This is a genomic window from Bacillota bacterium (genome assembly GCA_033549065.1).
Lineage (GTDB): Bacteria > Bacillota > Dethiobacteria > DTU022 > DTU022 > JAWSUE01.
This window is the reverse complement of record JAWSUE010000005.1, coordinates 37,360-62,493: the sequence shown is the minus strand read 5'-3', so window position 1 is coordinate 62,493 and position 25,134 is coordinate 37,360. Positions and strand designations below refer to the sequence as shown.

The 25,134-nt window shown below is 43.6% G+C and carries 23 protein-coding genes; 9 read left to right on the top strand and 14 right to left on the bottom strand.

The genetic code is table 11. The features are described from left to right. Window position 1 precedes the first annotated feature (1 nt). From pylC to SCJ97_04545, 4 genes are all read right to left on the bottom strand, one after another. Window positions 2-1,177 (bottom strand): 3-methylornithine--L-lysine ligase PylC, encoded by a 1,176-nt coding sequence (gene pylC, locus SCJ97_04560; GenBank protein ID MDW7739314.1) that lies wholly within the window; start codon window positions 1,175-1,177, stop codon window positions 2-4. Window positions 1,178-1,197: 20 nt separating this feature from the next. Further along, complete coding sequence (gene pylB / locus SCJ97_04555) at window positions 1,198-2,283, bottom strand: methylornithine synthase PylB (protein ID MDW7739313.1); 1,086 nt, start codon at window positions 2,281-2,283, stop codon at window positions 1,198-1,200. A 57-nt stretch (window positions 2,284-2,340) separates the two neighbouring features. Next, window positions 2,341-3,183 carry a pyrrolysine--tRNA(Pyl) ligase large subunit gene (pylSc, locus tag SCJ97_04550; GenBank protein ID MDW7739312.1) on the bottom strand — a complete coding sequence of 281 codons (843 nt, stop codon included), beginning with the start codon at window positions 3,181-3,183 and terminating at the stop codon, window positions 2,341-2,343. A gap of 156 nt (window positions 3,184-3,339) precedes the next feature. Beyond that, complete coding sequence (locus SCJ97_04545) at window positions 3,340-4,599, bottom strand: MFS transporter (GenBank protein ID MDW7739311.1); 1,260 nt, start codon at window positions 4,597-4,599, stop codon at window positions 3,340-3,342. Between the two features lie 200 nt (window positions 4,600-4,799). On the opposite strand from SCJ97_04545, the gene SCJ97_04540 reads away from it, so the two are divergent. From SCJ97_04540 to SCJ97_04530, 3 genes are all read left to right on the top strand, one after another. Then, window positions 4,800-6,383 carry a CoA-transferase gene (locus tag SCJ97_04540; protein MDW7739310.1) on the top strand — a complete coding sequence of 528 codons (1,584 nt, stop codon included), beginning with the start codon at window positions 4,800-4,802 and terminating at the stop codon, window positions 6,381-6,383. A 71-nt stretch (window positions 6,384-6,454) separates the two neighbouring features. Continuing rightward, window positions 6,455-8,500, top strand: coding sequence for a 3-hydroxyacyl-CoA dehydrogenase NAD-binding domain-containing protein (locus tag SCJ97_04535; GenBank protein ID MDW7739309.1), 2,046 nt, complete (start codon window positions 6,455-6,457; stop codon window positions 8,498-8,500). A 14-nt stretch (window positions 8,501-8,514) separates the two neighbouring features. Beyond that, window positions 8,515-9,705, top strand: coding sequence for a thiolase family protein (locus SCJ97_04530; GenBank protein MDW7739308.1), 1,191 nt, complete (start codon window positions 8,515-8,517; stop codon window positions 9,703-9,705). Between the two features lie 68 nt (window positions 9,706-9,773). On the opposite strand, the gene SCJ97_04525 is transcribed toward SCJ97_04530, so the two are convergent. Beyond that, a complete protein-coding gene (locus SCJ97_04525) occupies window positions 9,774-10,547 on the bottom strand; it encodes an SDR family oxidoreductase (protein ID MDW7739307.1) in 774 nt (257 codons plus the stop codon). A gap of 38 nt (window positions 10,548-10,585) precedes the next feature. Then, the gene (locus SCJ97_04520; protein MDW7739306.1) at window positions 10,586-11,434 is read right to left on the bottom strand and encodes an MBL fold metallo-hydrolase; all 849 of its coding nucleotides are present in this window, start codon (window positions 11,432-11,434) and stop codon (window positions 10,586-10,588) included. Window positions 11,435-11,586: 152 nt separating this feature from the next. Between SCJ97_04520 and SCJ97_04515 the strand changes: the two genes are divergently transcribed. Next, window positions 11,587-11,871, top strand: coding sequence for a MoaD/ThiS family protein (locus tag SCJ97_04515; protein ID MDW7739305.1), 285 nt, complete (start codon window positions 11,587-11,589; stop codon window positions 11,869-11,871). Window positions 11,872-11,937: 66 nt separating this feature from the next. Further along, window positions 11,938-12,642 (top strand): DUF1638 domain-containing protein, encoded by a 705-nt coding sequence (locus SCJ97_04510; GenBank protein ID MDW7739304.1) that lies wholly within the window; start codon window positions 11,938-11,940, stop codon window positions 12,640-12,642. 97 nt (window positions 12,643-12,739) lie between these two features. Here the strand turns inward: SCJ97_04510 and SCJ97_04505 are convergent, their stop codons facing one another. Beyond that, complete coding sequence (locus SCJ97_04505; protein ID MDW7739303.1) at window positions 12,740-14,092, bottom strand: uroporphyrinogen decarboxylase family protein; 1,353 nt, start codon at window positions 14,090-14,092, stop codon at window positions 12,740-12,742. A gap of 3 nt (window positions 14,093-14,095) precedes the next feature. Then, window positions 14,096-14,731 carry a cobalamin-dependent protein gene (locus SCJ97_04500; protein MDW7739302.1) on the bottom strand — a complete coding sequence of 212 codons (636 nt, stop codon included), beginning with the start codon at window positions 14,729-14,731 and terminating at the stop codon, window positions 14,096-14,098. Window positions 14,732-14,991: 260 nt separating this feature from the next. Between SCJ97_04500 and SCJ97_04495 the strand changes: the two genes are divergently transcribed. Together SCJ97_04495 and SCJ97_04490 are read left to right on the top strand one after the other, a co-directional pair. Continuing rightward, window positions 14,992-15,798: a GntR family transcriptional regulator gene (locus SCJ97_04495; protein ID MDW7739301.1), complete on the top strand. Its 807-nt coding sequence runs from the start codon at window positions 14,992-14,994 to the stop codon at window positions 15,796-15,798. Further along, window positions 15,798-16,451, top strand: a complete 654-nt coding sequence (locus tag SCJ97_04490) for a cobalamin-dependent protein (GenBank protein ID MDW7739300.1) — start codon at window positions 15,798-15,800, stop codon at window positions 16,449-16,451. The genes SCJ97_04495 and SCJ97_04490 overlap by 1 nt, the downstream gene beginning before the upstream one ends. A 1-nt stretch (window position 16,452) precedes the next feature. Here the strand turns inward: SCJ97_04490 and SCJ97_04485 are convergent, their stop codons facing one another. From SCJ97_04485 to SCJ97_04460, 6 genes are all read right to left on the bottom strand, one after another. Then, complete coding sequence (locus SCJ97_04485) at window positions 16,453-16,968, bottom strand: C-GCAxxG-C-C family protein (protein MDW7739299.1); 516 nt, start codon at window positions 16,966-16,968, stop codon at window positions 16,453-16,455. A gap of 35 nt (window positions 16,969-17,003) precedes the next feature. Then, complete coding sequence (locus SCJ97_04480) at window positions 17,004-17,708, bottom strand: ABC transporter ATP-binding protein (GenBank protein ID MDW7739298.1); 705 nt, start codon at window positions 17,706-17,708, stop codon at window positions 17,004-17,006. Between the two features lie 10 nt (window positions 17,709-17,718). After that, window positions 17,719-18,432: an ATP-binding cassette domain-containing protein gene (locus SCJ97_04475; protein ID MDW7739297.1), complete on the bottom strand. Its 714-nt coding sequence runs from the start codon at window positions 18,430-18,432 to the stop codon at window positions 17,719-17,721. Continuing rightward, window positions 18,419-19,378 carry a branched-chain amino acid ABC transporter permease gene (locus SCJ97_04470; GenBank protein MDW7739296.1) on the bottom strand — a complete coding sequence of 320 codons (960 nt, stop codon included), beginning with the start codon at window positions 19,376-19,378 and terminating at the stop codon, window positions 18,419-18,421. The genes SCJ97_04475 and SCJ97_04470 overlap by 14 nt, the downstream gene beginning before the upstream one ends. 3 nt (window positions 19,379-19,381) lie before the next feature. After that, complete coding sequence (locus SCJ97_04465) at window positions 19,382-20,251, bottom strand: branched-chain amino acid ABC transporter permease (protein ID MDW7739295.1); 870 nt, start codon at window positions 20,249-20,251, stop codon at window positions 19,382-19,384. 162 nt (window positions 20,252-20,413) lie between these two features. Beyond that, a complete protein-coding gene (locus tag SCJ97_04460; protein ID MDW7739294.1) occupies window positions 20,414-21,664 on the bottom strand; it encodes an amino acid ABC transporter substrate-binding protein in 1,251 nt (416 codons plus the stop codon). A 367-nt stretch (window positions 21,665-22,031) separates the two neighbouring features. On the opposite strand from SCJ97_04460, the gene SCJ97_04455 reads away from it, so the two are divergent. After that, the gene (locus SCJ97_04455) at window positions 22,032-23,183 is read left to right on the top strand and encodes an iron-containing alcohol dehydrogenase (GenBank protein MDW7739293.1); all 1,152 of its coding nucleotides are present in this window, start codon (window positions 22,032-22,034) and stop codon (window positions 23,181-23,183) included. Window positions 23,184-23,239: 56 nt separating this feature from the next. Further along, on the top strand, window positions 23,240-25,114 hold the full coding sequence (locus tag SCJ97_04450; protein MDW7739292.1) for an aldehyde ferredoxin oxidoreductase family protein: 1,875 nt from the start codon (window positions 23,240-23,242) through the stop codon (window positions 25,112-25,114). Window positions 25,115-25,134 lie beyond the last annotated feature (20 nt).

Here is a 25,134-nt window from a genome sequence, read left to right as displayed (position 1 = left end):
CTCACGATTTAATATCTTGAACCCGGGGTTCAGGATCCAGATAATCTATTAGATCCATTTCAGTCATAAGCCGCTTGATTACTGACTCTCTTTTATTACGGACATCAGTTGAATCACTGCCGGTTATGATTAATGTGGCCATCCATTTTTCCATACCCGGGGCATAATTGGTTAATGCTTCGTCAGCACCGAAAAAATCTTCCAGAAGGGCCAGCGGACCAGCTTCAGATACTACATGTTCCCCACTAACAGTAATTTTACCGGGGGAGACAAAAATATGTTCAAAAATAACCGCTTTCTTATCTTCAACTATAACATCTTTGTTCAACCGACCATTTATGAACGTCGCGGTAAGAGTTTCAAGCATATTTATTCCCGTCGAATGGAAAACTGCAGTTGGGGTTTGACTGGGCAGACGAGCATCTATTTCCAACACTTTGAGAACACCTTTATTTAAAATCACTTCCACATCCATAATACCATTCAAATTAATTTCTTCTGCAATATTTGTCGCTAACGCGGAAAAGTGATCCTTTAATTCCTCAGACAGGTCAGCCGGCGCAAGAACCCTTTTGCAATCGTATATATCGTCCATTTCAAGGCCGGTTACCTGCAAAGGTAGATATTCCCCTTTATAGCCGATTATTTCAATAGAATAGGATGGACCGGTAAGATACTCCTGGAGAACCCATCGGTCTTCTTCATCACCTATCTTTTTTCTGAACAACTCCAGATCGGATTCATCCTGCAGCCGAATCACCCCTTCACTCCCACTTGCTCCGGTTGGTTTGGCAATCAGGGGATAACAGCAGCCAGGCCAATGTTTTGGATAAGCCACTCCGATATCCTCAAAGAGCTGATCGGAAGCAATTTTCGATGAAGAAAGATCATATGCATTTAAGTCGAGAGCCAGAGGAATATCCAGCACTTCTGCAGTATCAATGAGATTGGCTAAAACGGCCCTGTTTTCAAGAGCGGGTATGATAATGTCCGATCCGGACAAAACTGCCGCCAGTTCGTCTTTTCTTCGGGCATCAGTTAAGTAGAAAGTGTCAGCCATATTCTGAGCAGGAACTGAAGATTTAATATCTACCAGCACTATATCCCAACCGGCTTTTCTGGCCAAATAAACGGCTTCAAGACCCTGGAGCCTTCCGCCAATAACAGCAGCACGCATTTAATGACCTCCCGGGTTTATTATACTTGAATATATAATTTCTTTCGGTTTTTAATCCATTCTGCATAATCTGATTTTGAAGCTGATTCCAGACCGCAGCTTTTCAAAATCGGTAGAGTTCCGGCCACTGTTCTTCCGCCTTCCCTGATGTCAAGTGTACTCTGGGATACTCCACAGAGACCCTGATCAGGAGGTATTAAAGAGGTTATCACATTCGCGCCGGCATTAAGTCGGTCTTTCAAACCGGAAATACCGTCTACATCAAGTGATGCGGGAATTAACCGATCAGGAAAAAGCAAGCGCATAATGGCAATGATCACCATTTCCCGCAGACGGGGTATAACTTTAACATTTTCCAGGGGAGTCCCTTTCTGTGGAACAAAACTCATCACCCTTACCTGGTCAGCTTCTAGTTCCTTCATTACCTTGAAGGACTGAACCACGTCTTCAGCTGTCTCTCCAACACCTGCCAGCAAACCCTCTTCGGCCAGCATACCAAGCTCATGCGCATAATATTTTAAATTGAGTCTTTCGTCATAATCCTGGTGGATCCTTAATTTTTCATAAAGTTTCCGGTTATGTGTCTCCTGGTAACAGGCATACCAGTCAACTCCTATCCGGCAAAACTCACTTAAAATATCTTTCGGAACCACGCCGGGTGAGATCATAACCGGCATTCCGGTAAGTTCTTTTACCAGGGCCGTCGTCTCGAGCAGCTCTTCAAAACAGCCGGTGGAAAAATAATTAGGATCTTCCCCCATTGTCAAATCCAGCAGGTGAACACCTGATTCAGTTAATTTTTCTGCAGTATCGATAATCTCCGCTCTCGACTTGCGGTATCTTTCACTCTCGGGATTTGAACGCCGGTAAAAACAGAATGTGCAATCATTACGGCAATAGGTGGAAAAATATATAAACCCGTACAGAAATACTTTTTTACCGAAATAGCTGCTGCGCATTTCCCGGGCAGCTTTGAAAAGTAGTTTTGTTTCATTCTCTTCACGAAGATTGAGCAGGAATAAGATTTCTTCATCTTCAAGAAATTTCAGTTCCCTGGCTTTGCCTTTAATTTGCCTGATTTTTGTTTCTCTCATCTCTTTGTTCATTAAATCTCACCTGTTGATTTACCCAGCTTCATTATTCCCGCGCACCAATTAAATAGATCACTTAAGGTTTAATCGAATACCATTAAGGTATGTAAGACTCCTACCCGATTTCTGTATATTATTATGACCCTGCCGGACCATAACCAGGCGTTCCAAACCAAAACCTATTCCCACCCAGGGGACGTCAATTCCCCACTGCAGATCCAGTTCATGCGGACCCATTGCTCCCGAGCCAAGCTCCAGGTCACCGCAAAGCACATCTATAGTTTCCTTATACACATCAGAACTCTCTGTCTCCAGACTATAATTTTCTATTCCGGCAGCATTCATAACCAGTTGAGCCAATTCTCTGATCCTTTTCTGACGATCCGCTTCGGGTAAACCCATCTCAACCAGGTTGAGCATGGTAAATTCCTGCATATGACTTCCTCCCTGAGAATCCTTGCGAAAACAGGGGCCAATCTCGAATATGCTTACCGGATGTGGCCATATTCTCAGCAAATCCTTCAGAACATAGTAGAGGTTAGGAGCAAGCATCGGACGTAGGCAGCGTTTGGAATCTATCCAGAATACCTGCCTGAACAGTGGGTGCTCTTCGGTGATAGTCATTTTCGCCAGCAGTCCTTTTGAGAGCAGCAGGGGTGTGGTAACCTGGGAAAAACCTTTTTCTGTTAATACATCCACCAGGCAGTGCTCAAGCTGCAGGATTGCCGGCCTGCGAATGTGATCGCGATAATCGAGCAGCTGTTCCTTACCCCGGCGCACCAGTTCAGTTTCGATCTCCTGGTAACGACTGTTTCGTTCTTCAGCGCTCCTGAAATGGAGTGTAAAATCGGCTTCCGCTGCTCCAAGTTCCTGTAATCTTTGTTTTTGAATATCCGTCCAATCAAACGTTTTCAATCACCGCATTTCAATAATAATCTAGAGCCGGATAGTTAAGTGGCGGGGAGTCCGGGAGTTCCACCCGGCTATACAGATTTAGAGTCTGCATGATCAATCCGATCCACCCCCCATGATTAAACAACTTCAGCTTTTTTTATTATACAGCATCCAGCTTCATTTGCTATCATCTTTACCTATTTTGGAGCTCAGCGAATCATATAAGAAGTATGCAAAAAAGGCGATGATCAGGGGAATTATAGTTACATAAAACATTATGTGATAGCCTAATGAAGCTGCCAGGAAACCCAGGGTGACTGCGCCGAGAAAGACACCAAAATCAAGAGCGGTCCAGTAAGTGGCATTTGCCACACCTCTTTGCTCAATTGGGAGATTCCTGACACTCAGAGCCAGCATGGTCGGCTGGATAAATGCAAATCCCGCACCATATACTAGCCCTCCGAGAACCAGGTAATATGTATTAGATATGTTTGCGATAATTACCGTGGCAGTAATCAATAATATTATTCCCATTATAATAACCAGGTTGTAGCCGTTTTTTCTATACCTGTCTACCATATAACCGGATATCGGTCTGAAAATTAAAGAAGTCAGAGCCATGGCTGTATAGAAAACGCCTACCACAGTGATACCCTTGGTGGCAGCATAAACGGATAAAAATGACATAACAGTACTAAAATTCAATGCAACAAAAAAGATAACCAAAGCCGGTTTTAAGCCGGACTTCGATATTAATCTTAATTTCGGCATTTGCTCTTTTTGGGTGAATGCCGGGTATTTTATTTGAATTGCCATCGCGAATGCCGCCAGGATAAATATTGAAGTCAATATAAATACTGTTCGAAAAGAATATTCACTGAGAATCCATGAGTTTACTGCGGGAGAGATGGCCAATGATAAACTCATTGTGCCTGTAAAATAGCCCATACCAACTCCAATTTTGCCCGGAGGAATTATATCGGAAGCCAGGGTAAACATGGCAGTAGTACCTATACCAAAACCTATGCCCTGTATGAAGCGTGATATAATAAGCACCTGTGCCGAAGGCATCCATATGTAAGAAATTGCAGGAAGTAAAAAGAGCAGTAAACCGCAGAAAAATATTGTTTTACGTCCATACTTATCAAGAGCCCTGCCGGCAATGGGCCTTACAAGTATAGCTCCCAGAGTTAAAGCTGCCAGAGGTAGTCCGGCTGAACCGGCCAACCCCTCACGTATCTCAATATATATTGGCAGAGTGGGAATCATACCGTCGAAGGACATAAATAAAAACAAGGAAACCAGGCATATCAGGATATAATTAACTGTCCACAGTTTATCCTGTTTTTCAGTACCGTTTTTTTCATTAAGATTTGATCTTCTCCTGGTTTTAATATTATTTACTCCTTTCAGATTTCTGCTTTCAAACTTCTGCATACGACGATATTAGTTTATCATTAAAGAAAAGATTACAAAACACTCTTCTTTTTCCAATGGCATAACCTTCGCGGATGTTATATAATGTTATATATATGAATATATAATAAATCAGGACAATTATTTAAGGTTTAACTGATCTTCTTAAATTAATTTTATCATTCTATTTTATAACTCCCCGGTATACTAACTATGGAAGGATGATTATATTGTCCAAAGTAAAGACTGCTGACGAGGCTGTTAGTTTTATCAAGGATAATGCAACTTTGGGAATAAGCCTGATGGGGTTGGCGGGATGGCCTGAAGAAGTAGCCCAGGCACTGGAAAGAAGATTTCTGGAAACAGGAGCTCCCAGGGATTTAACAGTTGTGTCAAGTTCAGGAGCAGGTGACAGCAGGGATAGAGGTGTAACCCGTTTAGGCTATGAAGGTCTGGTTAAAAAATGGATCGCCGGGCATATGGGACAGGCTCCCAGAATGCGCAAGCTGGTTGAGGAGAATAAAATTGAAGCTTATAACCTTCCCCAGGGTGTGATCGTCCAACTGTGGCGAGAAATAGCTGCCAAGCGACCCGGCCTGATCACAAAAGTAGGGCTCGGAACATTTGTCGATCCGCGTGTTGAAGGCGGAAAAATGAATTCTATAACTGTCGAAGACATTGTTAAGGTAATAGAAATCGAAAATGAGGAATATCTCTTCTATAAAACCTTCCAGGTTGATGTTGCTTTAATCAGGGGTACAGTTGCCGATGAAAACGGCAACCTGACCATGGATAAAGAAGGTATTTTTTTGGAAACACTGCCCCTGGCCCAGGCAACCAAGAATTGCGGTGGAATAGTTATCGCACAGGCTGAATATATAGCCCAGCCAAATACAATTCATCCTAAAAGGGTAAAAGTTCCGGGTATATTGATTGACCATGTTGTTCAATGTAAAGATACCTATAACCATTTTCAAACTGAAGGAGTATACTTTAATCCATCATTCGCCGGAGACATCCGGGTCCCTTTATCTGCTCTCCCGCCATTAACCCTCAACGAGCGCAAAGTGATTGCCCGACGGGCAGCCATGGAACTCAGTCCTGATGCTATAGTTAACCTCGGTATAGGTATTTCTGCTGATGTTGCTGCCGTGGCTGCAGAAGAAAGAGCTGCGGATTTGATGCATCTGACCACCGAATCGGGAACTATAGGCGGAGTTCCGGCGAGCCCACCTGATTTTGGTCATGCCTATAATGCTGAAGCCATAATCGAACATCATGTTCAGTTTGACTATTATGACGGTGGGGGCATTGACTTAACGTTCCTGGGGATGGCCCAGGCCGATAAGGATGGAAATATCAATGTAACCAGATTCAGTAACCGTGTAATCGGCAGCGGGGGATTTATTAATATAAGCCAAAATGCAAAAAAAGTGGTTTTCTGCGGCTCTTTCACTGCCAGTGGTCTTGAAGTTTCAGTTGCAAATAACCGATTAAACATAATAAATGAGGGTAAAATACAAAAATTTGTCGATAAGGTTGATCAGATCACCTACAGCGGTGGCTATGCTCGTAAGATAAAACAACCTGCCTTGTACGTTACTGAAAGGGCTGTCTTTTCTCTCGAGCAAGAAGGTTTAACATTGATTGAAATCGCTCCGGGAGTGGATCTGGAAAAAGATGTCCTGGCACAAATGGGCTTTAAACCAAGAATTTCACCCAACCTGAAAACCATGCCTGTTAACATTTTTTCTGACTCATGGGGTGAATTAAGGAAAATCATTCAATCAGGATATGGCAGTTAAAGTCCGCCTTATTTGATATGGACTAGCTAATTGCAAAGTTAAAAATTATCTTGGGAAAGGAGATATTTATAATGGGAAAAACTTATAAAATAGGTATCGTTGGAGCCGGAAATATGGGCAGCGGAATTGCTCAAAAACTGGCCCAGGAGAAACTGCAAATAACCCTGGTCGATACCAAAACAGAATTTATCGAGCGCGGTCTGAACAATATCCGGCAAACCCTACAGGAGGGGGTGGAACGTAAGATCTTCACTCCGGAGCAGGTTGAAGAAATCATGAACCGGATCAATGGTACCATTGATTTACAAGAGCTCAAAGATGCAGACCTGGTAATTGAAGCCATCTTTGAAGACGAAAAAGTTAAAGGCGAGTTATTTGCAAAACTTGATGAAATTTGTGAACCGAAAACCATATTTGCCACCAATACCTCCAGTTTTTATGTGGGCAACCTGGCAAAGTGGACCAGGCGTCAGGACAGGTTTATCGGCACCCACTTCTTCTTTCACCCGGCCAAAAACCGCCTGGTGGAAATAATCCCTCACGATGGCACCAGTGAAGAAACCCGGGAAAAAGTTCTCCAGATTACCAGTATGCATGGCAAGACTCCTATTCTGGTAAAAGACTCTCCCGGTTTCTGTGTTAACCGCATTTTTATTCCCTGGTATGTGGAAGCTATACGTATTATTGAAGAAGGAATCGCCAATGTGCCAACTGTTAATGAAGGAACCAAACGGGCCTTCGGAATCGGAATCGGACTCTTCGAACTTTGGAATATGTCCGGAGGAACCGTTATCGGATTGCATGGCGCAAAAAACCTGGGCAGAGAATTGGGCAATTTTTATGCTCCACCCGAGTTGCTGCGGCATCAGGTTGAAGACTTAAATGCAGATTTTTCACTGGAAGGCGAAATAGATGAGAGCAAGATGGATATCATTGCCGAGCGCCTCTATGCTGTTGCCATCGGCGTTGCCTGCGCCCAGGTAGACGAAGGTGTGGTTACTATCGAAGATGTCGACCGGGCAATCAAAATCGGTTTGGCATGGCGTCAGGGACCTTTTGAACTGATAAACAGTCTCGGCATCGAAAAAGCCTATCAATTGGTAAAAGAACTGAGTAATAGGCATCCCGATTTCAAAATGCCGGAGCTTCTGATTAAGCAGAAAGAAAAAGGTACCCCCTTCGAGTTTAAATACGTTGACCTTGAAATAACCGGCGACCTTGCTTACATAACAATCAACCGACCGGAAGCAATGAATGCGCTAAACCCGGTTGTTATGGAGCAGCTGGAAAAGAATTTTGATCAAGCCGAGAAAAACAACTCCGTCAAAGCAATCGTGATCAGGGGCGCAGGAAAGGCTTTCATCGCCGGTGCAGATATCAAGTTCTTTGTTGATAATATAAAATCCAAAACTGTCGATAAAACCTATGCCTTTACCCGTAAAGGACATGATATACTCTTAAAGCTCGAAAACTCACCCAAAATGACCATCGCCCTTTTAGATGGCCTTTCGCTGGGTGGCGGAAGCGAGGTAGCATTGGCCTGCCAGGCTATTGTAGCCACACCGAATGGTTCTCTCGGTTTCCCGGAAGCAGCAATCGGCATTTTCCCCGGACTTGGCGGGATGTTTCGCCTGGAACGTCACCTCGGGCTTGAACTGGCAAAATATTATATTTTCACCGGCAAACTAATCAACGCAGCAGATGCTCATGCGCTCGGGATTGTTACCAAACTGGTTGAAAAAGCCGATATCGAAAATGCAATCAGAGACATCATCGCAAATGGAAAATTCGACAAGTATCGGCCAAGAGAAATTCCGGAAAAATTTAAGGCGGCAAAAATTTTAGGCGGCAGTGATAACATCAGTCGACTATTAAAAGGTGAGATGCCGCAGGGTGTAGATCCTGCGCTGGCAGAAAAAACTTTAAGTATCGTTTCTACCAAAGCGCCGATCGCCCTGCAGATGGCGAACGAACTGATGGATGCTCAATCCGGGGTATCAACTGAAGAGGCCATAGAACTGGAACTGGCCCGGCTTTATGATATTTTCGCAACAGATGATGCTCTGGCCGGTTTACAATCACCGCCGGGTCGCCCACCAAAATATTCAGGTAAATAGAAAGGAGTGCAAATATGTTTTCCAGGAGCTATATCCCTTACAAAGGTTATTACAGCTCGCCATTTTGCAAATGGCAGGGCAGTTTGCAAAACGATAATGCCATTGAACTGGGTGCTAAAACCAGCAAACGCTGGTTTGAAAGTAAAAATATCAATCCACAGGAATTAGACTACCTGTACCTGGGTATCACCGTCGGACAGCACCGTGTCTTTTTCGGCGCCACCTGGGCCGCTTTCATGATGGGTGCACCCGATATTCCCGGAATGACCATTATGCAGGCGTGTTCGACGGCCACCACAACAGTATTTAACGCAAGCATGGCTGTGGAGATAGGCAACGTGGATACTGCCTATTGTTTACTTGTAGACCGATGTTCCAACGGACCTCATACCGTCTGGCCAAATCCCTTGGGCCCAGGAGGGGAAGTCATATCGGAAAACTGGAATTTAGATAATATGCGTGCAGATCCTTCAACAGGTTACGGTATGATCGTTACGGCAGAAAACGTTGTTAAAGAGGAAGGTTTTACCCGCCAGGAAGCAGATGAGCTTGTATTAATCCGCTATGAACAATATAATAAATCACTTGCTGATGACAGGGCATTTCAAAAACGTTATATGTTCCCGGTGGAAGCCACTCTGTCAAGGAAAGAAATTCTGCTGGTGGAAACAGATGAAGGAGTGGCAACTACTTCAAAAGAGGCCCTGGAACGTTTACGTCCCACTCTGGAAGGTGGCATTCTAACTGTCGGTGCGCAAACCCACCCTGCAGATGGAAATGCCGGAATTATAGTTACAACCAGGGAAAAGGCGGCGAAACTGAGCGCCGATCCCAAGATCCCCATTCAGATTATTTCTTACGGATTCGCCCGCACAAAAAAAGCCTTTATGCCGATGGCTCCAGTTCCATCAGCCTTAACAGCCCTTGAGCGGGCAGGCCTGAAGGCAACAGATTTGGCTGTAATCAAAAACCACAATCCCTTTATCGTCAATGATATGTACCTGGCCAAGAAACTCGGTGTTGAAGCTGCCTCAATTAATAATTACGGCAGTTCCATGGTTTTCGGTCATCCACAGGCTCCTACAGTGGCGCGCCTGCTTATTGAGGCTATAGAAGAAGCAGTTATTATAGGAGGCGGATATGCCCTGGTCACCGGTTGTGCAGCCGGTGATACGGCGGCAGCACTAGTCGTAAAGGTTGGGTAGTCTGTTATTAAAGAAAAGGTCTGTCGCTGGTTTGCGGCAGACCTTTAAAAAAAGATATTTCAGATGCATTAACCGTTAAGTCCGATCTCAAAGGGATCCACAATGGTTGTACCCCCATCGATTACGAGGACTGATCCGGTCATATATGATGAATCATCACTGGCCAGGTAACTGCAAATACCTCCGATTTCACCCGGCAGAGCCCCTCTACCCATAGGTACTGCTCGAAATTGAGATTTGTCAACTTCTCCGAACTCACCAAAATGCCCTTCAGTCATCGGTGTAAAAACAAAACCCGGACAAACCACATTACAGCGCACATTATCTTTGCCATAGTCACGGGCAGCCTGTTGGGTAAGCATGATTAAAGCTGCTTTTGAAGTGCAGTAACCGACCCTGTCGGATAAGCACCTCAATCCTCCAATCGAGGAGATATTTATGATCGAGCCTCCACCTGCTTTGATCATGTGCGGTATAACAGATCTCATCAATAAAAAGGGTCCATTTAAGTTTACATCAAATATTTTTTTCCAATCTTCGAGTTCGATATTGGTCACACCACCGGGGTAGTTAACTCCTGCACAGTTTACCAGTACATCAACCCCACCACCAAACCCTATGGCTGCATCAACCATCATCTTGATATCTTCGGTTTTTGATATATCTCCCTGGCACGGTTTAACCATACCGGGAGGGAGCTCTCCGGCAACCTTCTCGAGATACTCTTTACGCCGCCCTACTATGCAAACTTTTGCCCCATCTTCAACAAACCTTTTTGCTATAGCGGCGCCAATACCACTGCCTGCTCCGGTTACAAGGGCAGTTTTATTTTTTAATTTCATTTAGATGATCACCCCTTTGATAACATTAGAACTTCTATTTAATCTTCTCGCCAATTCCAGTCGCGATCTCCTTTGAATACATTTGCATTCATTTCATTACTGATAAACAAATTTGCTTCAGGGAAAAGTGTAACCATAGAATAATAGAAATTTGCAACATCATCTGTTTTTTGGAGGACTTTCTCAGTCGCTACCAGGTAATCGCGCGTGAAACTAAATGAACTCTCATCGAAGGGCATACCCGGTTTCTGATGGCCGGGAATAACCACTTCTGCATTCATACTTTCCAGTTGATCAATATCCTTGATCCACTGTCTGCGTTCCTCTGCCGTAACCTCGCAGGTAAATGGATGAGCTTGATTGAATAAAACATCGCTCCCATATAACGTGCTGATCGAGGGAATCCAAACTACCGTGTTGTACTTAAGATCGCCCATGATTGTAGGCAAAATCTCAATTTTATGCCCTTCCAGCTCAAAATAATGCTCGTTTAATGGCTCAATCCTAATGATTTTTCGCGGTACATTAATTACCCCGATTACCTGTTCCCAGTGTTCCATTTTGCCAAAAAATTGATCATTAATTGTCTTACATACCTCGGGAAGCGCAATTACTTTGGCTTCGGGAAAGGCTTCAGCAATATGACCGGTGCCGAAATAGTGATCCGGATGAGCATGGGTAAGATAGATAGTTTTAAGTACTTTTCCAGTTTCAAGCACTTCAGCGATAACCCGATGAGCGTTTGATAATGTCCACTGGGTATCAATCAAAGCGCACTCCTCTTTTCCCATCACGATAACCGAAGAAACCTCAAACCCCTTTTCATCACTAAAGTAAACTTTCGTAGATAACAAATCTTTCCCGTGTGTATTGCATCTGACTTCCATCTGCATACCTCCTGGTTAAAAGTCCAAAAAAATATTATAATATTATATAGTTAAATATATAGCATCGCGATTCCTGCTTGAAGCGAAATATTGACAAAGGAATAACCAACTGTTAAAAAAGATGTTACATGGTTTAAGATGGGGTGACTAGAATGATCAATATTACGGTAAAAGGAGTAGCGGAAGTCGGTAAACTGCTCCAAACAAAGGGAAAGCTTGAAATAAAGCTGCCTGAGGGGACATCCATTGGAGAGCTTCTTAACATCCTTGCCGATAAGTATGGAAAAGAACTTGTAACGCTAACCCGGACAGACCAGGGTGAAAAAACACTGCGTATATTGATAAACGGACGGGATATCACCTTCCTGAAAGGTCTCGAAACAGAACTGGGAGATGGGGATCATATCTCAATCCTCCCTCTATTAAGCGGCGGATAATATCGGAAAGCCGGTCAAGTATTAAGATGGATCAATATAGACAGCATTAACATGGAGGTAATACAAATGAAAACAGCTATAATTGCCTGCAAAACCCTTGAGGACGAAATAAATCTGGCAGTCAGTAAAACTAAAACTAATCATAAAATATACTGGATCGACTCGGGATTACATAATTACCCAGACCGCCTTAGACAAAATTTACAGGAATGCATAGACAAAATAGGGGTTTATAATTATATTGTATTACTCTTCGGGTTATGTGGTAATTCTCTACTTCATCTTTCCTCAAAACATGCAAAACTTGTTATCCCCAAAGTTGATGATTGCATATCCATGTTTCTCGGTGGAAACAGGGAACGTAGAAATATTGAAGAAAACACCAGGGCATATTACCTGACAAAAGGATGGCTTCGTTACGAAAATAATATATGGCATGAGTACCTACAGTGTATTGAGAAGTATGGCCTTGAAAAAACCCGAAAAATATTCGGCATAATGCTTAAGCATTATACTCATCTCATTGTAATTGATACCGGCGCTTTTGATTCCGCAGAATTTATTGAAGAAACCAAAAAAATTGCTGTTGAATTAAATCTTGAGCATAAAGTAATAAAGGGTGATCTTTCTATCCTGGATCGGGCTTTAACTAATGAATGGCAAAAAGATTTTGTAGTGATCAAACCGGGTGAAAAAATAACTCTTAATGATATGGGTACCTGCGGTGAATTCATCAGTCAGGATCAAATATTCGGAATTTCATCTGCCTGATAAAACCATTATAAACAATGTTGAGAATAGAGGGGCTATCCTTAAACAAATAAGGATAGCCCCGTTTTATTTATATGCTATATCTGCCTATTTCAGACTATTTATACACTCCGTATTCCTTGCTGAATTCAACCATAGCTTTTACGTTTTCCGGTTTTGCTTCATCAAGAAATGCACCGTTGGCCAGAATGAGTCCACCATCTTTGCCTACAGTATCGATGAGCATTTTGCAGTATTCCTTCACATCATCAGGAGTGCCCAGATTCAATAGCGAGGAAGGCACATTACCTGTCAGGCAAGCTTTTTGACCTACCGTTTTCTTTGCTTTTTGGATATCCGACTGGTCGATCATTAATATTGTCTTGCCTTCCGGAATATCCTGCATAACTTCCAGGCGTGAATTCCAGCGTCCTTCAAGGGCAAGCCATGGCACGCATCCACCTTCAACCAATCCCTCAACGATCTGTTTCAGTTGAGGCCAGTAAAACTTTTTAAACTGCTCATCTGACAGAAAACCGTCAGCACCTTTGTGAAGAGGCATAAAGACCAACGGATTACCGGTCATTTTCATCGTATTAATGCCCATGGCAGTCATGATCGGTATCTGCTGTTCAAGTGCCTTAAGTAACTTTTCAGGCCGCCGGTACATGTCAATCATCACACCATGAGTTCCCCGAAGTGTATCACCGATAACATCAAAGGGCGCCTTGCTGTATCCGGCCAAAATATTGGGATATCCCAGGGTTCTTAATTCTGCGTCACAACCGCCCATAGCCCCGGCCCATTTCAACGCTTCAGCCCCGGCTTCAAACAGGGTTTTATAAGTTTCCTGAACAGGAGGTAAACCATAGGGAATAAAGTTAAAGGCAACTCCGTACATCTCGAGGATTCCGGTGAACGGTGGGAGCATTGAAAACCCCTGTAAAGAGCCAAAAACACGGGGCAGGTAAAAATTCTGGAAATAAAAAGAAGGATCGGAAAGAAGAATATCATATTCGTCTTCCGTCATGTATTCCTTCTCAATGCATTGATAACAGTGATTATCTCCAACACCATGACCCGGCCAGGCATAAAGTTTGTAATCCATTAACTCAAAAAATTTGCCGGGACCAAGCACGGAGGCTCCGATATGCATATCCGGCTGAAATTCCAGAATATATTTCTTAAATGCAGAGACACATAAATCATAATCATACATGGCATCTTTCAGGGTAACCCCTGAGAAATAGTAGGGAAACATGCTGGGGTAAATGGTGACTGGAACCCTATCCGGAGTTTTTTTCAATTGTATGGCATCTTTTATTCTGGTTATATTTGCTTTATAGAGAGCCTCAGCTTCGGGGCTTTGAAATTTTACGTCGTTCCCTTCAGGATCTTTCGGAGAAAGCAATTTTTGAAACTGGACTTCTTGCTTTTCAGCAGCAGTCATCTGTTCCCAATTTTTATCCATGGTTCAACCTCCTATCCATTGTTTTGCCAACTTAACTGCATCAGTAGCATCTAAGCCGTAAGCATCAGCGCCTATGTGATCTTTTACCATATCGTCAATCTGGCCTCCGCCGATCATTACCTTAACCTTATCACGTAAGCCGGCTGATTCTATGGCATCAACAGTTTTCTTCATTGATTCATGAGCAAGGGTTAAAAACCCGCTCAAACCAACGACAGGAGCGCTCGTTTCCTTGATCTTGGCGACGATATCCTGCACCGGAACATCTACCCCAAGATCATAAACGTTAAAGCCGCTTGCATCAAGCATGAAGACAACGAGGTTTTTACCTATATCATGGATGTCACCTTCGACCGTTGCTATAATTACCTTTCCTAAATCCTGCTCTTCACTACCTCGTGCTTCCTTGAGCTTTGGTTCAAGCAGCCCCACGATGTTTTTCATGATTTCGCCTGAGTATATAAGGTCGGGGATAAAATACTCGCCTTTCGAAAACCTGTTACCGATAACGGTCATTCCTTCTTTTGCTTCTTCGAGCAATTTGGTAGGATCATCACCTTTACTCAAGGCCTCATTTACATAATCAATTGCCTCTGATTCCTTTAAATCTGACAGTAAAGTTACCAACTTTCCCTGCAAAATCAAAACCTCCTTTAATAAATAATTTATACATATATACCGATAAACCTTTTAAAAAGTTAATGATTAATGGTTTTCATGAAACAATCTTATTAATTTGTGAAGTCAATTACAGAATTGTTTTTATGTTGTTGATAGGTATATTGTATATTTATATAGGGAATTCTGTCAAGCCATACCATTGACTTTCTTCTTCGGTGAAGTTATGGTATATTCATATAGATAAATTAAACACCGTCTTTAAAAGATGCAAAGTATTCATGCAGCAAAAAGGAGATATTATGGCAAGAGAAAATAGTCGGATGGGTTTTGAAACATCCGCTGAAAGCATTGACCGCAATTCATTTGAACCGGCTTATGTTCAGTTGGTTTATATTTTAAAACGACAGATCACCTCCGGGGAATTGAGGGTTGGCGATCGCCTTCCTTCTGAATCACAGATTTGTAAATTGTATCAAGTCAGCCCGATGACCGTTAGAAGAGCAATCAATATCCTTTCCGATCAGGGTTTAGTTGCCACAGCTCAGGGTCGGGGAACATTTGTCAAACCAATAAAACTTGAATCAGCTTCTTTTCATCTCCTTGAGCTGCAAGAGATTTTTAATGATGACCGGACAAAAGTTTCAATACTGGAAGCAAGAATAGTATCGGCTGACCAGAGAGCGGCACAGAAGTTAAAAGTTACTGAAGATGAAAGGATAATCTATATCCGCAGATTGCTTTCACGTGATGACGAACCACTTCTCTATCACCGCGAATACCTTATTTATGACCCGGGCCGTGCTGTCGTTGAATCCGAACTCGGCGTCACTTCTCTGCGCGGTCTATTCAAGGGTGACGAAACCAGTGATTTTAAGTATGGCGATCTAAGCATCGAAACCACGGTTATCAATGACGATGAGGCCAGCCTTCTACAGGCAGATGAAGGAACAGCTGCTTTCAATTTGGAACACATTTTCTACGATTACAATGATAAGCCCGTAAGCTGGGGATGGTTTATATGCCGCGGTGACAGGCTGCGCTTTACTTCAACTATTGGTTATCGAAACAGGGAGGTTCTGGCCTAATGAAGTCAAAAAAGGATGACCTTATAACAAACATTGTTGAACTGGATGAAAACAAGTCCCTTGCCATAGTTAAAAAACGCCTTGATGCACAGGAAGACCCCCTGTCAATAGTTCAGGATTGCCAGAAAGGGATGCGTATTGTCGGTGAACGTTACAGTGAAGGCAAATACTTTATAGCCGGACTGATCATGGCCGGTGAAATCCTAAGGCAGATCATGGAACTGATCGAACCTGTTTTACAGGACTGCAAAAGCGAAGAAAAAGCATCAGGAACAATCCTACTCGGGACAGTCAAGGACGATATTCATGATCTGGGGAAAAATATAGTTAAGATGCTTTTTACCTGCCACGGTTTTACTGTTTACGATCTTGGCGTGGATGTATCACCTGGTAGTTTTGTAACCGAAGCATCAAAATTAAAACCGGATATAATAGGTCTTTCCGGGTTAATTACAGCTGCCTATGACAGCATGAAGGAAACCATCGCCCTGCTGAAAGAAGAAACAGCAAAGTGGCCCAAAAAGCCTTACATTATTATCGGCGGAAGCCAGATTGATGAGCCGGTTTCCAATCTGGTTGGAACCGACTACTGGGCGAATGAAGCTGATGCAGGAGTCAGAATATGTAAAGAGCTTATGCTTTCCCAGTTATGAGTTAATCGTCCTCAAGAATCAATTCTGCGGCCATCCTGGCGGCCTTTGCCACTACTGCCGCACATTCAACTTCATGCCCTTCCATACTTAAAAATTCCATTAGTTCTTTTTCATCAAGCAGGTTATAGCTTCGGCCAAAAATTTTCTGCTGAACACCAGGACAGGTAAGCGCACCAAATTCTTTTAAAAATGCATCACGGTATTCGAATAACTTGTCACGGCCATACTCAAATTTCTTCCGGGCTTCTTCGCTTCCTTCTTCTGCCTCGGCAACACTCGGCATATATTTTGCTCCCACAGCCAAAAGTCCGCTGCAAAGAGCGCCACAGCTGCCACTGCTGGCAGCCACACCTCCGGTTAACGCCCATGAGGCAGAAACCATTTTTTCTGAAATAAACGGAAAAACGCAACTTAAACCATGCAGAGTGCTTCTGGCACAGGTATCATCTCTCAACTGCGCTTCAACTGCTTTTTTTTCAGCCAAATCAACTAACTGTTTCTTTTCGCTATCTTTCATTGTTAGTTTACCCCACAAATAATTTTTTTAAGTCTCTATAAGCCAAGATATGCTTTTTTCACATGTTCTGTTTCGAGCAAAAAGTCACAGGCTCCCTCGTTCACTATACGGCCATTTTCAATCAGGTACGCCCGATCGGCAATTTCCATACTCTGTTTAACATTTTGCTCGATTAAAAAGACTGTAATACCGTGCTTGCGGAGAGATTCGATGATCTGAAAAGATTCCTTGACCAATTTTGGAGCCATACCGTAAGACAATTCATCGAACATGGCCAGCTTCGGATCTGACATTAAACAGCGGCCCATGGCCAGCATCTGCCGTTCACCGCCACTTAATGTTTTAGCCATCTGTTTTTCCCGTTCTTTTAAGCGAGGAAATATCTCGTATACCTTGCCAAGCATCTCCTTTTTCCTCTTCCAGTTATCCATGAGGTAAGCCCCCATCTCAAGGTTTTCCAAAACCGACATGTCAGGGAAAAGTCTGCCACCTTCAGGCAGATAGGAAATACCTTTTGCCACTACTAAATCCGGGGTCAGACCGGTTATATCTTCACCCAAAAAAGATATGACGCCGGAATTTGGCTTTAACAAACCTGCGATAGTGTTTAGCAGCGTGGTTTTGCCTGCACCGTTTGCTCCGACAAGGGCAACAATCTCTCCTTCATCAATCCTCAGGCAAACATCCCATAAAGCCTGCGAATTTCCATAGAAAACATTTATTTTACTGATCTCCAGCATTTTAGTCAGATCACTCTCCCAGGTAAACTTCTATTACCGTCTTACTGCAGGATATCTCTTCAGGGGTTCCTTCCGCTATCTTCTGGCCGTGATGAAGGACTATGATCCTCTTGCATATATTCATGATCGCTTTCATCACATGTTCAATCATGACGATGGTTATACCTCTCTCCTGGATTCTGGTAACCAGCTCCATCGATTGGGTCACTTCAGTCTGATTTAACCCCGCCATTACCTCATCTATCAACAACAGGTCAGGTTTTGTTGCCAACGCCCTGGCTACTTCAACCTTCTTCTGGTTAACCAGGGTCAGACTGCCGGCAGGAATATGGTGTAAATCATTTAACCCCATAAATTCAAGGATTTCCCCTGTCTCCTCCTCGGCGGCTTCACGGGTTTTTTGTTCAGGCTTGCCAAAGATGGATCCGAGCAAAATATTTTGATAAACCGACATTTCAGGGAATACCTTGACTAATTGAAAAGTCCTGGCCAACCCTTTATGACAAATATAATTTGGTTTTAACCCCCGAATATTTTCATTTTTAAAAATAATTTTCCCAGCCTGGGGAACAAGTGCGCCGGAAAGTAAATTGAACAAAGTTGTTTTACCGGCTCCATTCGGACCGATCAGGCCTACAATTTCCCCGGCTTCAATGTGAAAGTCAACATTGGATACTGCTGTCAACCCTCCAAAGCTTTTAGTAAGCCCTTCAACTTGAAGCATCTGCTTTTTTTCCTCCTATACTTCTCCAAGGGATTTTCTGAAACAGGCCAATCAAACCACTGGGCAGATAAAGGATAGTTATAACCATTATAGTACCAAAAATCAACATGTAATGGTAAGGAAACCTTGTAATCAGGTACTCCTGTAGATAAGCAAAGACAGCAGCTCCCAGGATCGGACCGATAAGGTTACCTAACCCACCAAATATTGCCATTAGAACCGGTAAAAAAGAATAAAAGGGGTTATAAGCAATATACGGGTCAATATAACCCCACCTGGTTGCAATAATTGCTCCTGTTAGCCCTACAAAAAATGCGCTTGTGGCAAATGTAAAAATTTTTACCATAATAACATTAATTCCAATGTGTGCAGCCGCTTCTTCGCTGCTGCCTATACTGGTCAGCGCCAGACCATATTTTGATTTGCGAATAAAAAATGTAGTAATCAACAGTAAAACCAGAATGGTCAGCATAATATAAAAAACTGAAATGTTATCTACCCGCTGTATAAAGTGCCCTCTTGTCCCAATTATATTTATTTCCCACCAGAGGGTAACGTGCTTGATCAACTCAACCAGGCCGAAAGTAAATATGGCAAAGTATACTCCACGTAACCTGAGGGTAATTGCCCCGACTAAAAAGGCCAGCAGAAAACTTACCACTCCTCCCAATAGTACGACTAAAGGAATCGGCAGAATCTTACTGAAAATCGCTGCCATATAGATTCCCACGCCAAAAAAAGCCGCAGTGGCCAGGGAAATATAGCCGGTTGATCCGGAAAAAATTGTCCAGCTTACGGTCATGACAATAAACATAATCACACTTGTCAGCAATATAACTGTATATGGCCTGGCAAATGTTGGAACCAAAGCAAAAAAGACCAAAATTATTACCAGAATCAGGGGAATAATAAATTTGTTATTTTTAATAAAGGCAATATTATTCATATCTTACCTCCCCATGATGCCCATCGGCCGGATGAGCAAAAGCAGCATGAACAGTATATAGTAGGCAGCAAGAGTTAGTCCGGGTTCTATCGCATTTACTATACCCCCGATGAGGCCCAGTATGAAGCCCCCCAACAGGCTGCCCGGTATACTGCCCAACCCGCCCAGGACAACGACGATGATTGCAATTACGGTATACTGTAAGCCCATCGTGGTTTGAATCGGGTAAACCATACTTAAAAGCACCCCGGCAAAACCGGCCATTAAAGCGCCGAGGCCAAAGCAGAGGGCCAGCATTTTATTAATATTAACACCCATGATCCCTGCCGATTCCGGGTCCTGAGCAGCAGCCCTGATCGCTTTACCGGTCCGTGTTTTCGTCAGAAAAAGATAGAAGAGGACGCAAAGAACAACTGCAAATACAAGGATCATGAGGCGGTTTGCAGAAAAGCGGATATCGCCAAGATATACAGAATAAGCCATGAAGCTATATCCTTTCACCTGGGAACCCCAGACAATTGTTGCCAGGCTCTGGATAACAAACATGATTCCGAATGCCAGTAAAATTGAATTGCCCTCAAATGCTGCGATAGTGGGTGAATTTTCTTTGAGCTTTTTAAAAAGAAACCGGTGAACCAGGTAGCCGATTAAAAATAAAAAAGGCCCACTGACAGCGAGGGCAAAGATGGGGTTAATCTGGTAGCCGGTAAAAAGCAACCAGGTTATGAAAGCACCAACCATGATGAATTCACCGTGGGCAACATTTAAGATCCTGGCAACTCCGTACTGCATGCTTAAACCGACAGAAATCAAGGCATAAATACCGCCCAATACCAAACCACTGACAAGAATATTAATAATTGCAATAGCCATCGAACCAACTCCTATCGCCCGTGCAATCTGTAAAGTTACAGGCTGCCCTCCAGGTATTATACCTACCTTATGAATGGTCGGTTTTAGTTAAGCACCTTTCAGGCAGCCTGTCATTGTTACCCTTCAAGAATCAGTTGCTATTCTTCGATTTGAATTTGTGACTTACTGACCGGCCCAGTTGGGCTTGGGAACCATTGGTGCAGCCGTGGCCTGGTTAGCCGGGGCAATAACCTCATACTTTCCGTTTTGCCACTGGCCAACCTGTCCGACATAAGCCTCGGCAGGCAGCTGGCCGTTTACAAAATGGATAGTTCCCATTACAGTTTCGAATTCCTCGGTAGCAATAATATCCCTGATCACAGATTGATCGAGTGTCCCGGCTCTTTCTATTGCCTGCTCCAGGATCTGTAGCGAGGAATAATAGGGCAGGTGGCCCCACCAATCTAATAAGTCTTCTCCTCCGTAGTAGGCGGTGAATTTTTCATAAAACTCGGCAGCACCAGTGCCACTCTTTTCATTCCATGCTCCCCAGGACATAACACCTTCTGCCATAGGTCCAAAAATCCCCGGGAAGAAGTGGAAGTTGCCTCCGGGACCAAGTAGTAAAACATCGGGGCTGTATCCCATTTCGATCATCTGTCCCATAAGCAGGAAGTTCTGATCCGGATAGCAGAAAGAAAGGAAGGCGTCAGCTCCGGCTACCTGCGCTTCGCTGATCAAAGCCGAAACATCGTCGACTTCGGGCGGAACGCTCGTGGAGAAAATAATTTCAATACCCTTGGCTTCCAGCAGCGGAACAGCATCCCCTGAATACTCAATCCCGTGCTGATCGGCAATGAACATAATCGCTGCCGATTCGACACCGGCATCAGCCAGCATATCGACCAGGGCTGGTACCTGATGGGTTGCATGGTTCAGTATTGAGAAGAAGTAGGGCAAACTGGCCATCAGTGGTTCCAGTTCCTTGGCTCCTCCTTCAGCTCCCAGAAGGATATAACCATTTTCATTTGCCAACTCGGATGCCGTCTTCAGGAAAGCAGTACTGACCGGCGGCAGAAGGAAATCTACCTGATCTTCGACCATCAGTCTTTCCAGAAGTCTGGTCATTGTGCCCAGGTCGGATGTATCATCATAGATCAGGAGTTCAACCGGAATCTGCTTACCGTATTCTTCCACATAGATACCACCGCGTTCATTAACTTCATCTGCCCACATGCGATAAATTGGTCCGAATGCAACTTCATCAAAAACAGCAAACGGGCCTGATTGCGATCTCGAACCTCCAAAAATCAGAACATCCTTATCCTCCAGCGGTTCTTCATCCGGTACTACTTCTTCAGGAGCACAACCAGCTGTGATTAAAGTCAATATCAAACCGAAAACAAACAGGACAAGCAGGATTTTTTTTGCCATACAATTTACCCCCAGTAAATTTTTTCCGTACAGATGGCATTGTAACCGTTCTCTATAATTTAGGAAGTTATTGTTTAACACCCCCCACTTTGAGCCTGTTTTATTTGTCTTCATAAAAAATAAGTTGAAATCTCTATATATATAGATATATAATATTTGTAGCATTTTGTCAAACAAGAATATTTAGTGTTCACCCCCTGCCTGGCATAATTACTCATTTGCTGCTTATATGCTATAAATGCAAGCGAGTTGAGCATTGTTAGTTTTTAAATGAATAGATTGTATGTTGATAAACCTTAATATTTAATTGAAAAATGGCTCTGGTTGCTTCGGCATGTAACAAAAATTTGAAAGGGGTTGTTACTAAATGATTTACAATATTAACCCAACGCCTCCGATTATGTTCGGTCACGGAGCTTCAGAACAGGTTGGAGTCAAGGTCAAAGAGTTGGGATGCAAAAAAGTGCTTGTTGTCCACGGAAAAGTGATCAAGAAATCTGGAATTGCTGACAGAATTATCAGCTTAATCAACAAAGAAGGAATCCAAACGGTAGCTTATGACAAAGTCATGCCAGATCCTCCGGCCAGCATGATTGAGGAAGGTGCCGCTTTTGCCAAAGCAGAAGAAATCGATAGCATCGTTGGTGTCGGAGGAGGTAGCGCACTGGATGCAGCTAAAGGAATCAACGTTCTTCTGGGCAACCCATCACCGATTATCCGATACTTTGACAAAAGTATTCCTTTAAAACCCGGAAAAACTATGATTTTGATACCCACCACTGCCGGTACAGGCAGCGAAGCCAATGCTATTAGTGTTGTAACCGATACAGATGCCGATAAGAAAAGCGGCGTAATAGGAGCTCCCTGTGTAGCCAGTCTGGCCATAGTTGACCCTGGTTTCACCGTTGGCCTCCCTGCAGAATTAACTGTGGTAACAGGTATAGATGCTTTTTCGCACGGGGTAGAAGCTCTGACCTCAGCCCTGGCCAACCCGGTTTCCGATATTCTTTCGGAACGGGTGATCAGTTTAGTGTATAATAATTTACCTGCGGCTCTTATGGATCCTTCCAATCCTGAGATTAGAAGTAATTTAAGCCTGGCAGCGATGATCGCCGGGATTGCATTCAACGATGCCCCGCCCCAGCTTGGTCATGCAATCGCCCATACTCTGGGAGCATATTTCCATGTTTCCCATGGCACTCTGTGTGCAATTGCCTTGCCGGAAGTTGTTGAATATGTTGCCGATGCAGTACCGGAAAAAGTGAAGATAGCCGGAAAAGCAATGGGCATTAATGTTGATGAAATAAGCCCGGAAGATCTGGGAAAGGTTGTAGCAAATGAAATCAGGGTTTTTACAAAAAAACTGGGATTACCCATAATGAAAGATTTGAATATCAGTAAAGATGAACTCGCCAGGATGGCCCCTGAAGTATTACATGATGACTGTGGTAACTTTATTCCAAAAGAAACTGACCCGGAAACTGTTTTAAATATTTTATATAAAACTTATGATTTGTAAACAGTTAATTGGTATGATTAATAAAGCTCACTAATCATTAAAGAGGGAGTGATATGATGTTTAAAGGCGGATATACAGGAAAGACACTACGAATCAACCTGAGTAATCAAACATATTCATTTGAACCGACATCTGAAGATATGGCCCGGAATTTTATCGGCGGTGCCGGTTTTGGTATAAAAACTCTACTTGATGAAGTGTCGCCTGACACAGATCCATTGGGTCCCGACAATAAGTTGATTTTCTCCTCCGGTCCATTTTGTGGCACTACAATTCCCTGCGCCAGTCGGATGACAGTAACTGCTAAATCTCCATTAACCGGAGCCGTGGGAATGGCTCTTTCCGGGGGATATTTCCCTGCAGAAATGAAATTAGCCGGTTACGATACAATAATAATAGAAGGTAAATCAGAAAAACCCAGCTACCTTTGGATCAACAACGATAAAATTATCTTCCGCCCGGCTGATAAAGTTTGGAATACGAGAACATTTGACTGCCAGCAGATCATCAAGGATGATCTGCGCGACCAAAATATTCGTGTCGCGGCAATCGGACCAGCTGGTGAAAATCTATCCAATATGGCCTGTATAATTAACGAACGCAGGGCACTCGGCCGGAAAGGGATGGGTGCGGTCATGGGCTCAAAAAACCTGAAAGCAATTGCAATACGTGGCAGCAATGAAATTGGCATTGCTGATCCGGAAGCATACGAAAAAGCGCTGGCCAGCATGAGAAAAGCCCTGCGAGACAGTGAAGTGACCTACCCTAAATTTTCCAAGTTCGGCACACCCCTGGCTTACGCAGTAACTTCTGAAATGGGCATATTTGCCACCAAAAACTGGTCTGCTACCGGTGCGTGGGATCCTTTCGACAAACTTGGTTTGGATGCTGCTGAAGAAATGAAAATAGGTCGTCATCGCTGTTACAACTGTCCTGTTGGCTGCAGCCAGATGAGTATTGCCCGCGAGGGTAACTATGCCGGTATAATGACGGAAGGTCCGGAATACGAAACGGTTTATTCCCTGGGAGGAACCGTAGGCATCGACAGCTTTGATGCAGTCATTGCAGGAGACCGCCTCTGTGATGAACTGGGTCTCGACTCTATCTCCGCCGGAGTTACGATTGGCTGGGCTATGGAACTTTATGAAAAAGGCCTTCTGACCAAAGAGGATACCGGTGGGATAGATCTCAGGTTTGGTAACGATAAAGCAATGATGGACCTCTTGATCGATATGGCTTACCGTCGAGGCTTTGGAGCCCTTTTGACAAACGGAGTCAGGATCGCCGCTGAAAAAATAGGCAAAGGCTCAGAAAAAATTGCCATGCATGTAAAGGGATTGGAGATGCCGGCATACGACATTCGCGGAGCCAAAGCACATGGTTTAAATTATGCCACTTCATACACAGGTGCAGATCATAACCGTGGTTATTCGAACCACGAAATATTTGGCATACCCGTTCCTGCCCCGGTAGATCGCTTTGCCATTGAAGGCAAAGGCAGGGAAACGGTATATAACCAGGATATAACTGCCTCCACCTGTGACAGTGCACCGATGTGCAGCTTCTTCCTCGGGCAGGCCTTTATTTTAGATGCTGCCGATAATACTGCAAACCTGCTAAAAGCGCTGACTGGAATAGAACTATCACCTGATGAGGTCCTAAAAGTCGGAGAGAGAATCACCAATGTAGCCAGGGTATTTAACATATTAGCAGGATTAAACCGTAAGGATGATACTTTTCCGGAAAGAATACTTAGTGAGCCCATCCCCGAAGGCAACTCAAAGGGGCAGCTAATCAGCCGCGAGGATTTAAATAAAATGCTCGATGAATATTATGAGGTCAGGGGATGGGATAAAGATGGAACACCCACCGCTGCCAGACTTAAAGAACTGGGACTTCATAAAGAAGCAGAAAAACTGGTGAATAAATAATCAACACCAATTAGCCGTAA